General features: G+C 60.1%; 6 protein-coding genes. 1 reads left to right on the top strand and 5 read right to left on the bottom strand.

Annotation, left to right across the window (positions count from 1 at the left end):
- Nucleotides 1-80 precede the first annotated feature (80 nt).
- The 3 genes from gltB to J3U87_RS09925 form a co-directional block, all read right to left on the bottom strand.
- A complete protein-coding gene (gene gltB / locus J3U87_RS09935) occupies nt 81-4,622 on the bottom strand; it encodes a glutamate synthase large subunit (RefSeq protein WP_237382890.1) in 4,542 nt (1,513 codons plus the stop codon).
- A gap of 905 nt (nt 4,623-5,527) precedes the next feature.
- On the bottom strand, nt 5,528-6,763 hold the full coding sequence (locus tag J3U87_RS09930; RefSeq protein WP_420038296.1) for an ammonium transporter: 1,236 nt from the start codon (nt 6,761-6,763) through the stop codon (nt 5,528-5,530).
- 684 nt (nt 6,764-7,447) lie between these two features.
- Nucleotides 7,448-9,013, bottom strand: coding sequence for a sigma-54 interaction domain-containing protein (locus J3U87_RS09925; RefSeq protein WP_237382888.1), 1,566 nt, complete (start codon nt 9,011-9,013; stop codon nt 7,448-7,450).
- A gap of 744 nt (nt 9,014-9,757) precedes the next feature.
- Here J3U87_RS09925 and J3U87_RS09920 point away from each other — a divergent pair.
- A complete protein-coding gene (locus tag J3U87_RS09920) occupies nt 9,758-10,456 on the top strand; it encodes a BamJ family beta-barrel-assembly machinery protein (RefSeq protein ID WP_237382887.1) in 699 nt (232 codons plus the stop codon).
- Between the two features lie 24 nt (nt 10,457-10,480).
- On the opposite strand, the gene J3U87_RS09915 is transcribed toward J3U87_RS09920, so the two are convergent.
- Both J3U87_RS09915 and mnmC2 read right to left on the bottom strand, forming a co-directional pair.
- A complete protein-coding gene (locus tag J3U87_RS09915) occupies nt 10,481-12,409 on the bottom strand; it encodes a hypothetical protein (protein WP_237382886.1) in 1,929 nt (642 codons plus the stop codon).
- A 282-nt stretch (nt 12,410-12,691) separates the two neighbouring features.
- Nucleotides 12,692-13,396 (bottom strand): tRNA (5-methylaminomethyl-2-thiouridine)(34)-methyltransferase MnmC2, encoded by a 705-nt coding sequence (gene mnmC2, locus J3U87_RS09910; protein ID WP_237382885.1) that lies wholly within the window; start codon nt 13,394-13,396, stop codon nt 12,692-12,694.
- Nucleotides 13,397-14,165: the final 769 nt, after the last annotated feature.

Below are 14,165 nucleotides of genomic sequence, written 5' to 3'. Positions count from 1 at the left end.
GTGCTCAAAACTCGTTCACGGCATCCTCCAAGGAGATGGGGCCCGGCCTGCACCGAACCCCGACGCTGATCAGCCGCGCATCATCCCTCCACCGCACGAGGAAACTCGCGGGCTTCGACCATGCCGACCGGCAGGTATTTGGTGAAACGATAGCGGTGCGTTTCCCAATGCTTCAGGATATCCGAGGCCACGGTACTTTGCGTTTCGGTGTGATAGCCGCTGAGGCTCTGGCGGAGCAGGGCTTCGTCGTTGCTGTCCAGGGCCGCCTCGGTGAGGTACTCGCGGTTGATCTCGCGGTTCTGCTGGCCGTACAGGAACAGGGTTCCGCCGGTCATGCCCGCGCCCACGTTGTTACCGGTCGGGCCCAGGAGAATGACAACGCCGGAAGTCATGTACTCGCAGGCGTGTAATCCCGCACCCTCGGCCACGGCCAGGGCGCCGCTGTTGCGCACGGCGAAGCGATCGCCGGCCCGCCCGTGGATGTACAGGGTGCCGCCGGTGGCGCCGTACAACGCGCAGTTGCCGATGATGGCGTTCTGCTCCGGAGGGAATGCCGTGCGGGCGCTTGGACGGATCACCATGCGTCCGCCACTCATGGACTTGCACACCGCATCGTTGGCTTCGCCCCACAGGGTCACGTTGAGGCCCTCCACCATGAAGGCGCCGAAACCCTGTCCGGCGCTGCCGCGGAAGACCATGAACTTGTCGCGATACGGACGGCTCCGCTCGTGGTGTACCACGCCTTTGGACGTGCCGGCCATGTGCAGCTCGTGTGATTTGCGCGCCATGCTGCCGGCCAGCGTGGCCAGGACGCCGCGATCGGTGTTTTGGATGTTGTAGGTCAGGTGGGTTTCCTGCAGGTCGCGACCTTCGTCCCAGGACTCGGTGACGATCCGGGCGTTGAGCGGGTTGACACCGTCGAAGAACAGGTTCTCGCCCGGCTCGCGCACGGGAAGGGGATCCCGCAGGAAGTAGTCCAAATCGAACCCGCGCGCCTGGATCAGGTCTTGGTGGCGCGGGTCGATCGCCAGCTTGTCCGTGCGTCCGACCGCTTCCTGCAGGCTCTTGAAACCCAGGGAGGCCAGCAGCTCGCGCGCGTGTTCGGCGATATAGGTCAGCATGGTGACGACGTGATCCGCCGTGCCCTTGTACTTCTTCTTGAACTTGGGGTTGTGGGTCGCGATGCCGGTGGGGCAGGTGTTCTTCTCGCAGATGCGCGCCATGACGCAGCCTTCCGCGACCAGCAACAGCTTGCCGAAATCGAACTCCTGCGCGCCCAGCAGGGCCGCCAACACGATGTCGCGTCCCGTGCTCAGGCCACCGTCCGTGCGCAGGACGACGTGGTCGCGCAAGTTGTTTTCCGCCAAGGCTCGGTGCGCTTCCACCAGGCCCAGTTCCCAGGGTAGGCCCGCTTGTTTCATCGAGCTGATCGGGGCGGCGCCGGTGCCGCCGTCCCCGCCGGAGATGTGGATGATGTCCGCACCGGCTTTGGCGACGCCGACGGCGATGGTACCCACGTGGGCGCCGGAGACCAGCTTGACCCCGACCTTTGCCTGGGGATTGAACTGCTTGAGCTGGTAGATCAACTCTTTCAGGTCCTCGATGCTGTAGATGTCGTGCAGCGGTGGCGGCGAGATCAGGTCGACGCCGGGATTGGTGTGGCGCGCGTGGGCGATGTCGACCGTGACCTTGACGCCCATGAGCTGGCCACCCTCGCCCGGCTTGGCGCCCTGGGCGATCTTGATCTGGTATTCCTTGGCTCCGGCCAGGTAGCGGGCCGTCACCCCGAAGCGCCCGGAAGCGATCTGTTTGGTGGTCGCCGAGACGCCGTCGCTTTCGTAGTAGGGGTTTTCCCCGCCCTCGCCGCTGTTGCTGCGACCGCCGATGCGCTCCATGGCGATGAAGATGTCGCGTTGGGATTCGGCACTGATGGCACCGAACGACATCGCCCCGGACCCGAAGGTTTTTAGGATGTGCGAGGCGTCGGCCACCTCGTCCTTGGCAAGGGGCTCCTCCGCTTGGCGCAGCTCGAGCAGGTGGCGCAGGTTGACCGGTTCGTCGCGATGACCCAGCTTCAGGTACTCCTGGTAGAGCGCCATGTCGCCGAGATTCAGCCCTTTCTCGCGCACCAGTTCGTGCACGATTTTGGAACGGGTGTTGGTCATGCTGTGTTTCTCGCCCACCAGGCCCTTGTTGTGCTCCTTGAACTGGTAGGTGCGGGGCAGTTTGGCCGGGGCGCCGTCGCGGGGCAGGCCTTCGGTTTGTACCAGAATGTCGTGGGCGATGTGGCTCAGATCCAGGCCGCCGAGCGGGCTGGCGAGGCCCGGGAAAAATTCGGTGACCAGCTCCTTGGAGAGCCCCAGCGGCGTGAACAGCTTGGAACTCTGGTAGCTTCGCACCACCGAGATGCCCATTTTCGCCATGATCTTGAGCAGCCCGTTCTCCAGGGCCATGATCAACTGGCGTTCCTTGGTCTTGGGATCCAGCCGGTTCAACTTGGGGTTGTTCTCGTAGCGCGCGATCTCGAGGGCCAGGTAGGGACAGATCGCCGCGGCGCCGAAGCCCACCAGCGCGGCCACGTGGTGGGTGTTGCGCACTTCCCCGCTGTGGACCAGCACCGATGCGGCCAAACGCAGACCGCGCTTGTTGAGCGCGTTGACCACGGTCCGCAGGGCCAGCAGGCTGGGAATCGGTGGACGGGTGTAGTCGGTGTGGCGGTCGGTCAGAATCAGGATCGTCGCTCCGTTCTTGGCGGCCAGGATGGCTTCCTGTTCGATTTCGTCCAGCCGACGAATCATGCCTTCGGCACCGCTGGCGCGCTCGAAGATGGTGTCGATCTGGTGATAGGCCTCGGCTTCCTCCTCTTCGTCGCGCTGGATCTTGTCGAACCAGGCCATTTGCGAGAGGCTCAGGATCGGGCTGGACAGCTCGATGCCTTCCATCGGCGGAATCAGTTCCTTGGGTGCGAAGATGTTGGGGCGCTTGCCCAGGTAGGTGGTCAGGTCGGTCACGTTGCGTTCGCGCAGGTAGTCCAGTGGCGGGTTGGTGACCTGTGCGAAGTTTTGATAGAAGTAGTCGAAAAAGGAACGGGGCTGATCGGAGAACATGGCCGGGCGTGCGGTGTCGCCAATCGAGCTGATCGGTTCCTTGCCGTTGAGGATCATCGGATACAGGATCTTGTCCAGATCGTCGTGGGTGTAGCGGAACAGGCTCATCTTGTCCAAGTGCAGCGGTTCGATCGCCGTTTCCACTTCGCGCAGCTTCACCAGGCGCGGGTCGAAGGCCACGTTGCGGTACTCGGTCGAATCGCCGGGGTCGTCGAAATCCACCTCACCCGTCGGAAGGTCGATCGACACGCTGCCGCCCGCCGCCAAGGAGCCCTTGGCCTCGATCTCGGTCTCGTCGAGGAGATAGGGACCGGCTTCGGAAGCGAGGAAGAAATAATCTTTGGTCATGGCCCAGCGGCAGGGGCGGAAACCGTTGCGGTCCAGGCGGGCGCCGACCGTTTCGCCATCGCTGAAGGCCACCAGGGCCGGGCCGTCCCAGGGCTCCATGGCCCTGCTCCAAAATTTGTAGAACGAATTGCTGCCACGCGCCGGCGGAATCATGATCGCCAGGATTTCACCCATCTTCGTGATGGAACTACGGAACTTGAGGGCCTCGACCATTTCGTTGAGGCTGCCGGAATCGCTGATGTCGCGATGCGTGATCAACTCGCCCTCGGGAAGGCCCAGCGACATCTCGCGTGAAAAGCTCCAGGACCTGTTGCCCGCGATGGTGTTGATTTCTCCGTTGTGGCCGACCGCGCGAAAGGGCTGGGCCTTGTCCCAGGTGCTGCTGGTATTGGTGCTGAACCGGCGGTGGAACAGCCCGAAGCGCGTCCGGTAGTCCGGATGCTGCAGGTCCAGATAGAGCTCCGAGAGCTCGTCGGCCCGGGTCAGCGCCTTGTACACGATGGTTTGGGTCGAGAGGGAGCAGAAGAAATAATGGCCCTTGAGACCCTCGCCCCAGGCCTTGGAGCGCAGCAGTTGTTTGGCGCGGTAGAGCAGTTGGTCGAACGATTGGCGCGTGCGACAGAAACGCGGGCGCTCGATGATCGCCTGCTCGATGTGCGGCATGGAGGCTTTCGCGATCGGGCCCAGAACCTCTTCGTTGACCGGGACCGTGCGATAGCTGCTGATCCGCATGCCCAGGAAGCCGAACGTATTCTCGATCAGGCTCCGAATGTAATAGCGTTTGTCGAGGTCCTTGGGCAGGAACATCATGGCCACGGCCACCTGGCCGGGTTCGCGTTCCAGCAGGTCGAAGGGGATGTCGGTCATGATGCCGGCACCGTCGCCGCTGATGCGGTCGGCGGCACAGGCGCCGCGGTGCTCGACCGCTTTGAGCGCGCGCAGGGTATGGTTCAAGGTCTCGCGGTCCGCCTTGCCGTGACGGCTCACGACGAAACCGACGCCACAGGCACTGGACGGCTCGTCCCATATTCGGAAGGGTGGGCGCGTGGGTTGGGGGGTTTGGGGTTGTTGCGAGGCCGATTGGCTTCGCTGGACGCTGGGGTGGCTCGCATCGAGTTGCTGAGCCCCGCCCGCCATGTCGGAAAAATGATGAATGCGTTCAGTCATCGCGACTCTTCCTTCCTATGGTGTTCGGTGCATGCCCGAGGGGCATGTCCGTCTGGTGCGGTGCGCCGACGTGTCCGGTCACGGGTGGTTCCGTCGCGGTCCGCGGGGGGTGGGGGAATGGAGCCCTCGTCTGGGGAGCGCCGTTCGTTCCGAGAGGTTTTGGGTCCCGAGGAAAAAAATGCCGCCGATGAACCGGAACATCGGCGGCAAAAGGAAGGAGTATGTCCATGGTGATTGCTTGGGCCACACCTGACATACATGGGGTCAAATTTCCGAGTTGGCCTGCGACGGCGGACGGATGGCGAACCGTCCCGCGCGCGAACGACGCGGTGGGGGCGCGTCTCTGTCGCCGCTGGTGCCACCGGACGTCTCGATCCGGGTTCCGATTAACCCGTGACCGGTTGTACCGGGGCTTGTCGTTTGAATTGCCAACCTGGATCAATGGAGTGCTTCCTTGTGATGGGATTGAAAATGGAATCTTCTTTCTCGGGTGCCTCTTGCGGAGACGTTCGGTGCCGGAGGCCGAAATCCACCTGTTCGGTCTGATTTCGACGGGAGCTCGAGAGGGGGGGAGGCGCCGCTCGGGGCGTTGGGGGGATGGGGGTCCCCGAGCGGCAACCGAAATGCGCATGACCGGGTCAGGGTCGGTCACGCGGCGGGAGGCCAGGAATTGGGGCCGGGCTCTGTCGCGATCGTCAGGGCCCGCGTGGCGACGGGGGGTGAACCCCGTGCTGATCCGCCGCCGATCGGCCTCGATGGCCTGAAGGGCTATCACCTTGGCGACGGTTTTCAAAGAGCGATGAAGCGATGGATGGAGGGGTGGAGACCGGGCTCGAGGTGGGTCGGCCTCTAGGCCCGGCCTCCGGAGGTATCAAGCGTTGGCGCGTGGCGCGCCCGATTCGATCCTAGTTCGGTGCGGAAAACGGCAGGCCGCTGTAGGCCTCGATGCCGTGTTCGGCCGCATCCAGCCCGTGCAGTTCCTCTTCTTGGTCAACCCGCAGGCCGGCAATCATCTTGACGGCGGTGAGGAAGACGAAGGAGACGATGGCGCAGAAGACGCCGCAGGCCGCCACACCGATGAGCTGATTGGTGAAGGAGAGGCTGTAGCCCAGGACGGCGGGGTCGGCCTTGCCGAAGATACCCACGGCCAGGGTGCCCCAGACGCCGCAGACCAAGTGGACCGAAACCGCGCCCACCGGGTCGTCGATGCCCATGCGGTCGATGGCCAGCATCGAAAGCACGACCAGGGCGCCGCCTGCCAGGCCCACGATGACCGAACCGGTGGGGCCGATCACGTCGGCACCGGCGGTGATGGCGACCAGTCCGCCCAGCACGCCGTTCAGCACCATGCCCAGATCGTAGGTTTTGGAGGCCAGATAGGAGACCACCAGCGCGCCCAGCGCACCGGCCGCGGCGGCGAGGTTGGTGGTGACCAGGACGAGGGAGACGGCGCCGGGATCGGCCGAGAGCACCGAGCCCCCGTTGAATCCGAACCAACCCAGCCAGAGCAGGAAGGCGCCGATAAATGCCAGCGGTAGACTGTGCCCTGCGATGGGACGCGGTTTACCGTCGATGAACTTACCCAGTCGGGGACCGAGCATCCAGGCCGCGACCAGGGCACCCCAGCCACCGACACCGTGCACGATGGTCGATCCGGCGAAGTCGTGGAAACCCAGTTCCTGCAGCCAGCCGCCGCCCCACTTCCACATGCCCACGATGGGATAGGCCAACGCGACGTAGAGCGTGGCGAACAGCATGAAGGAACCCATCTTGATGCGTTCGGCGACCGCACCCGAAATGATCGTGGCGGCGGTTGCGGCGAACATGGCCTGGAACAGGAAGTCGGTGTAGTAGGTATACCCTTCGTTGTAGGCACTGGTGAGCCCGGCGGAACCGGCCCCAATGCCAAATCCGGCAAAGCCAAAAAAGGATCCGGCGAACTGGTCGCCGGGATACATCAGGTTGAATCCGACCAGGGCGTAGGCCAAAATGCCAATACATAGAATGGAAACGTTTTTGAATAAAATATTTACCGCGTTCTTAGCGCGGGTGAAGCCACTTTCCAGGCCGGCGAAGCCGAGGTGCATGATAAAGACGAGGAAGGTGGCGACCATCATCCAAGTGTTGTTGATACGAAACATTTCGTCTGAAACGGCAGAAGTATCTTGCGCGAAAATCAGTGGAGATGAAAAGAAAACCAAAATGGCGATGAGGCACTTGTTCAACAGAACCATGGCATGTCCTCTTAAAAGTTTGAGTAATCAAAAAGGCCTTTTTCCGATGCTTCCCTATAAGGCAGAAACTGTGCCACATCGTGTCCAGTTGACACCTACTGTCCCTGAAAGCGGGGTTTACCAAAGGTTTACACCCCGTGACCCATGACGCAGAGCGTCAATAGAATGGGGTTCCTGGTTCTGACACCGGGGTCAATTTCCTACGGATGTGTAGGTGCGGCCTAGAAATCCTACCGAAACGTAGGATTTCTAGGGCACGGTACCCTGACGGACCCCTTCGGCCCGCTTGGCTGGAAGGCGCATCGGTCTTGCCGAGCGGCACGGAAACCCCTTGGGAATGGCCGTTTCTGGGCCTGAAACCGGCGTATTTCGGGGCATTTGCCCAGTGAGTGAACAAATGAGGGGCCCACCGCACGTTCGTCGAAGCGGCCGAAACTCATCCGAACGAACGAGGTGTCTATGCGTCGAAGGGATTCGCCATGATGCGGCAAAAAACAGAGTGAATGTGGTCTCGAAGTGGGATCACCCGGCGTGGTCCTACCAAAAAGTAGGATTCCGCCGACCGGGGGTGTTGGCCCCGATCGGCCGTGCCTACATTTTCGTGTGATAGCCCTTGGCGCGGATGTTTTTGGGATTGATGTTGTAGCGTTTGACGCGCAATCCCATCTTGCGCTCGGTGAGACCCAGGATCTTGGCGGCCTTGGCCATGTTGCCGTGGGTGGAAATCAACGCATCCATGATCAGCTCGCGTTCCATGCGCTGGAGTGCCGTTTCCAGGGTGCCTTCCGTCTTGGTGTGGGTCGCATCGGCGGTCTGCAGCGTGGGCGGCAGGTCGATGGTGCGAATCACGTCGTTCTGGCTCAGCAGCACCGCGCGTTCCATACAGTTCTCCAATTCACGCACGTTGCCTGGCCAGTGGTAGCTCATCAGCATGTCGATCGCCGAAGAGGAAAGGCGTTGGATATTCTTGCCGTTGATCTTGTTGTACTTCTCGATGAAGTGGTCGCACAGCAGAGGGATGTCGGTCTTGCGCTCGCGCAGCGGCGGAATGTGGATTGGGAACACGTTCAGCCGGTAGTAGAGATCCTGGCGGAACTTGCCCTGCTCCATCAGCGATTCCAGGTCGCGGTTGGTGGCCGCGATGATGCGCACGTCCACCTTGATGGTCCGGTCGCCGCCGACCCGTTCCAGTTCCTTCTCCTGCAGAATGCGCAGCAGGGTGACTTGGATCGCCGGTGAGAAATCGCCGATTTCGTCGAGAAACAAGGTGCCGCCATGGGCTTGCTCGAACCGGCCCTTGCGCGTTTTGATGGCGCCGGTGAAGGCACCGCGCTCGTGGCCGAACAGTTCGCTCTCGAGTACCGATTCGGGCAAAGCCGCGCAGTTGACCTTGATGAACGGACCGTTGGCGCGATTGCTTTCGTAGTGGATCGCGTGGGCGACCAGCTCCTTGCCGACGCCGCTCTCACCCAGCAACATGACCGTCGCCTCACTTTGGGAGACCTGACGGATTTGCTGGTAGACCTCGCTCATGACCTTGGAGGTCCCGATCAAATTGGCGGGACGGTAGCGGTCCCTGAGCTGCTCGGTGAGGCGTAGGTTTTCTTCGATCAGGTGTTTGCGGTCTTCCAGGGCGCGATCCCGCAACTTGACGGCCTGAACGACCAACGATGCGATGATCGACAGCAGGCGCTCGTCTTCCTCGAGCGTCTTGCTGTCGGGAATGTCGCAGACGGCGCTCAGGGTTCCGATCACTTGCTTTTCCATCTTGATGGGCACGCAGATGAAGGCCTTGTTCTCGACGGGTTCGAGACCGTGGCCCATGACCCGGTCCAAAAACTCCGGTTCGTCCCGGACGTTGAGAATTCGTACCGCTTCACCGGTTTGAAACACCTTGCCGGTAATGCCCTCGCCTATCTTGTAGCGACCCCGTTTCTGCTGTTCGACGGTGAGACCGTACACGGTCTGCATCACCAGTTCGCCAGTATCGGGATCGGGTAGCGAAAGCGCCACCCGAGATTTACCCATGAATTGCCCGATGATGTGCAGCACCGGTCCGACGACACTTTCGAAGTAATCGTTCGGGTCGAGTACACGGCTCTGCATGACCTGTTCGAGCTTTGGATCCTGGGTTGAATTGACTGCGGGCTGGTTCATGTTTGCCTCCCCGCGGGTAGCGCTTGTTCCAGAATAAATCCTGATTTTACCTTCATCGAGCCGATGTGCAAGCGCGGTGCTGTGATTTGATTCGGGGCTTTTGGCGATATTGGCATGGAATCCGCGATCGTGACGGCCTCTCGAAACGCGTTCTGCCAGGTGTTGCATGGCTGAATGTAAGTTGTTTTGAGTATTGGGGTTGTTGGTTCGGTTTTGGGTGGGTGTTCTCGGCGTTCGAAGAACATGGGCGCCGCCGTCAAAAATGGGGTTGGAAGATCGTGATTCACCCCACCGCATTTTCTATTATGTCGCTTTTGTTGCGGGTCGCCACGGCCCGGGTGATAGAATTCCCTTCCGAGACCACAAACCCGTGGCTTGCCGGCATTCGTGGCGAGGGTCACGAACCAGTCTTCATCCAGAAAGGACAGTTTTTATGGAACGCCAGATCTAAACCTAAATTGAGCGATTCTTAGCGGCGCTCTCGCACAACCTGTTGGGCTGCAACGTATCGTGGCGATGCTCGACGTACTTTCCAAGTACGCCTCCGCTCGCCCCAACACGTTTTGCTCCAACATCTTGCACGATACCATCCACCCGAATCGCACACTTTAGGCTAAAAGGTCTCGTTCCCAAATGCGGCACGGCACCAGACGTCTTGATCGCGTGCCCAATCGACCGGACTGCTTCGGTTGAAAGCGGTCGCCCGTTTCTGGATGGGCACGAACTAGCGTAAGGAAGGAAAACATGATGCATACGTTCACCACCGTGCTGCTCACGGTGTTCTTGTTCCAGGGTGGCGCTGACGCCCAGAATCCCGCGAAGAAAGCCGAGACGCCCGCTCCTGATTTAAAACAAACGAGTTATCTCCTGGGTCAGCAATATGGCGAAGGCCTGAGCCGTGACTCGATCGAAATCGATTTGGATGAGTTCATCGTGGGCTTCAAGGACGGTCTGGCCTCGAAGAACAAACTGGACCAGGAAACCACGCAAAAGCTGATGACCCAACTGCGTCAATACGCGATGGAAAAGGCCCGCATTCGACGCGAGCGCGAGATGACCGAGAACAAGGAAAAGGCCGAGAAGTTCCTTGCCGAGAACCAGAAGAAGAGCGGTGTTCAGACGCTCGAGTCCGGCATTCAGTTCCGCGTCATCAAAGAGGGCGACGGTGCCAAACCCACCTTGGACAGTCGCGTGAAGGTGCACTACAAGGGCAGCTTGATGGACGGCACCGAATTCGACAGCAGCTACAAGCGCAACCAGCCGGCCGAGTTCGGTCTCCGTGGCGTGATTCAGGGCTGGCAGAAAGCCCTGGTCGAAATGCCCGCCGGTTCCAAATGGGAAGTGTTCATCCCTGCCGACCTGGGCTACGGATCGCGCGGTACCCCCAACATTCCGCCCAACAGCCTGCTGATCTTCGAAATCGAGTTGCTCGAAATCAAGTAACGCACTGATTGAATGTCACGTCGTTTAAAAAGGCGGGTTCTGGTTCGACCGGGCCCGCCTTTCCTGTTTGATGGATGAGGTCGGCGTGGTGGGTGGGTTGCGTTTGGCGTGGTAGAGGTAGGGGTCGTAGTACACACGCGGGGGATTCGGAAACGAGGCGAGTTGGCCGAGGACGCGATCGATGTGCCGATCCGTGGAGATCACCCACAGGACGTCCTGCTCGAGAAACAGGGAAAGCAGCGCCTCCTGCTCGCGGAAATAGGCGGGCGTGGCGACGTCCGACATGGTGAAGCGGCTGTAGGGACTGAGATCGAACGCGGGTACCAACGTTGGTTGGATGCGGATGTAGCGGGCTCGGAGCCAGCCGCTGCTCGCTGGATTTTGGTCGATCAGCAATACCTTGGGACGATTTGGTCCCCATTGCCGCATATGGTGAAGGAAGTCGGGCCCGGCCTGGTAGACCAGTGGGTCCATGGGGCGATCGATCTGCCGAACCGCGGTCAACCCGAGTTGGCCGAGCAGGAGCATGGAGGCCGCGCTGGAGAGCAGGATCGGGCGAAGCCGGACTTTCGGCGACGTCAGTTTTTGTGAATCTCCGCCCAGGCGTCGCGACCGGTTGCGGAACAGAATCCAAGCCAGGAACACACAGACCAGCCCTGCCGAGCGCCAGACCACCATCAAATCGCCAAGCAGGGTTGCGGTCGTGATCGGCTGGCCGGGCGGTGTCTGCAGCGGGAACCACAGCACGGCGATCAACCAGACCGGAACCAGGGCTGCCAGAAGCGTCAGGATGCGAATCGTGTGATCACGTAACTCGTCGCGCAGACGCCAGCAGATCCAGGCGGCGAGGGGCGTGATGAGGGTGGCCGGCTGCAGCAGTGCGCCGAGTGGATGGCTCCCCTGGAAAGATGCGGCGGCATCCGTCGCGTGACTGCCGAAAAAGGCGAGACCCGATGCGGTGAGGGCCTGTACGGATTCGCTTTGGGGGAACCCCTGCCTGACCACCGTCCAAGCCGGCCACACGGCGAGGGTGGGCAAGGCGCATTGGAGCCAACGGGTTCGGGCTCGTTTTCCGAATCGCCAGAGTACGACGCCCAGGAATCCCCAGATCAGCATGCCTACCGGAAGAAAGGTCTTGCTCAATAGAAAGCCCATGGCGAGGCACAGGCTGAGTACGGGCAACCACCGCAGGATGCCCGCCGGCTCGCGAATCATGGCGAGGACCAGCAAGAGCGAAAGCACCAACACCTGTTGCAGCGGACTTGCGACGAGTACCTGGTAGGGAAAGGGGTTGCCGATCAGGAGGCAGGTCGAGGCGGCGCAGGACACCAGCCAAGCCAGGCCGATGTCGTGGCGGTGCGTGGGAAACAGCAGGCGCCGGCACAGGTCGTAGACCGCCGCGAGGGTGGCGGAGCCCATGGCGAACAGGCCGGGGAGTGCCGATTCGGCCGAGAACGGTTGTTCGAGGAGCTTGCAGGCGAAAAGCAGCAACAGGGGCAAGCCGGGCAGGCGATCCGCGGTTTCCGGGAGGTACAGGCTGGGGGAGGTGATGGTGTCGGCCGCGTCGTAGAGGCGCGGGATCAACAGCCAGTGAAAGAACTCGTCCGGATGGGACATGCGGTGGGGCATGTACGACGCGGGCAGGAAGCCGATCACCAGTGCCGCCCAGAACGGGGGGTATCGAAGGAGTTTGCGCGGAAGGGTGGCGGTGCCTTCGAGGCGGGTGTGAACGAGCGGCAGGGCATAGCCGCCGAACGCGAGGGCTGCGATGATCGCCGCACCCCAACTCGAGGGCAGCGCAAGCAGGGTGTCCAACCCGAACAACATGAGCGGCATCAGCAGGATGCCTGCAAAGGTGTAGAGTCCGGGAAAGCGCGCGGCTTTACAATCGCTGTGCGACATGAGCTGGCCCAGACCGAACGCGGTCAAAAGGTATGCAAAGTAATGAATCACGAATCGAGGCCTCTGTCCTGGGGGATGGCCGAGCTTGCCCGTCTGGGCCTGGCCGATCCGAATTACAGGGCAAAGGCTTTGCCAATCGCTGCCGAGGTTGAGGCGCTGCGTTGTGTTAACGCGTTTACTTGGAGATATTTGCTCGATGCGAGAGAGCTGGTGGGGGCCAGCCCCTCGAGACGCATAACCGAACGACGATGGCTGCTTGAAGGTCGTTCCGAATTGTCTCGGATGACAATGACATGCGGGTGCTCGGAACCCTTGGTGTTCGGGGCTTGTCGATCAGTCCCTTTTCCAACCGCGGGTCATTTGTTTTTTCCCCGGAGGTCCTGCCAGGGCTTCCACCTCGAAGCCGGCGGCCTTCAAATTCCGTTTGAACTGGCCTTGGGCGCAGTAGGTCACCAGCAAGCCGCCAGGTGTAAGATATTTCCGACACTTCGTCAAATTATCTGACGACCAGATCTCGGCCTGTTTGTTGGGTGCGAAGGCGTCGAAATAGATCAGATCGAAGCTTTCCAGCGGGGCGTCGAACGCCTCGAGCGTCGTTTGTTCCTTGCGGAGCGTGAAACGGTCACCCAGCGGGAACGGGCGAGACCAGGGTCCCGCGTGGATTTGCCGGAGCAGGTTTTTGGCTCGGGTTGCATCGGGCAGTTTGTCCGGGTAGTTCAGGTGGGCGATCAGGGATTCCGGAACGGGAATCGGTTCCAGGCTGACCATGACGACGGGCGGGTTGTCGGGAGATGCCGTAGCCAGGGCGGTGAGCAGCACGTTGAGGCCGGTACCGAGCCCGATTTCCAAAATGTGGACCGGTTGGCCCGCGGGAGGTGTGGGACAGCGGTGCAGCCCTTGATCGAGGAACACGTACTGAGATTCCGTCAGGGCGCCGTGGAGCGAGTGGTAGCTCTCGTCCAGGTCGGTGCGCATGAGGGTGTGCGATCCATCGCGCGTCTCGCGCAGGGTCATTTCTGGGGGATGAGAGTGGTTCATTTAGTTATGCCGATCCTTGGGGAGTCAATTGATTCAATGCATTAGGGAGATGTTGCTGGTGGTTGGATTTTTTTGAGTGGTGACCCAAAGATATGGTGCTGATGATAATGTAAATATTTGAGCTGTTTAACACTGAATGAGCCGACATTTTTATTTAAATCGATATTGAGGTCTTGTAATAGATGTTCAATATCGCTATCTGTGCAGATAATTTCGCCTTCGTCAGAAAAGGTAATTAAAGCCTCCGCGAATTTCCTGTGAGAATGTCCGTTTGTGATTTACCCACCAATATTTCATAATCGAGTTCCCATTATACGGTTCACGAAAAATTGTATTAAGCTATGGAGTACGAAAGCATTATCCCTTGATAGAGGGTTGGTGTGCAATGGGATTTTTGTCGCGAACGATCACCCAGTGTATTAATTTCTGACTCATCGTTGAAAATAAAGAGTTTGTCCACGAATCACACCGATTGACACGAATGAAAAACCATTTTCGGATTCCGTACGCCAAGGGTTTTCCAATATTGGTGATTGTACTGGTTTAATTGAATAATTTCTAAATGTAAATATTTAGTGCAAAAATTTTCGCTGTGTAATCAGGCAGCCAGGGCTCCTTGCCTATCTCAAAGGCAATTAGGAAGGGAACCAGAGAAGGTCCATCGGGTATCCTCTCCGTATTCCTTTGAGTTCTCTGCGAACTCCGTGGTGTTGAATTCTCGGTGGTACTAGGGAACAACCATATTGAATTGCTTTGATTCGTGTCAATT

Source organism: Sulfidibacter corallicola (assembly GCF_017498545.1).
Lineage (GTDB): Bacteria > Acidobacteriota > Holophagae > Acanthopleuribacterales > Acanthopleuribacteraceae > Sulfidibacter > Sulfidibacter corallicola.
This window is presented reverse-complemented; position numbering and strand designations above follow the sequence as displayed.

What these genes read in the sequence shown, in the direction of transcription:
- J3U87_RS09925 (WP_237382888.1), bottom strand. Translation starts at nt 9,013, where the DNA reads ATGAACCAGCCCGCAGTCAATTCAACCCAGGATCCAAAGCTCGAACAG.
- mnmC2 (WP_237382885.1), bottom strand. Translation starts at nt 13,396, where the DNA reads ATGAACCACTCTCATCCCCCAGAAATGACCCTGCGCGAGACGCGCGAT.
- gltB (WP_237382890.1), bottom strand. Translation starts at nt 4,622, where the DNA reads ATGACTGAACGCATTCATCATTTTTCCGACATGGCGGGCGGGGCTCAG.
- J3U87_RS09930 (WP_420038296.1), bottom strand. Translation starts at nt 6,763, where the DNA reads ATGTTTCGTATCAACAACACTTGGATGATGGTCGCCACCTTCCTCGTC.
- J3U87_RS09920 (WP_237382887.1), top strand. Translation starts at nt 9,758, where the DNA reads ATGATGCATACGTTCACCACCGTGCTGCTCACGGTGTTCTTGTTCCAG.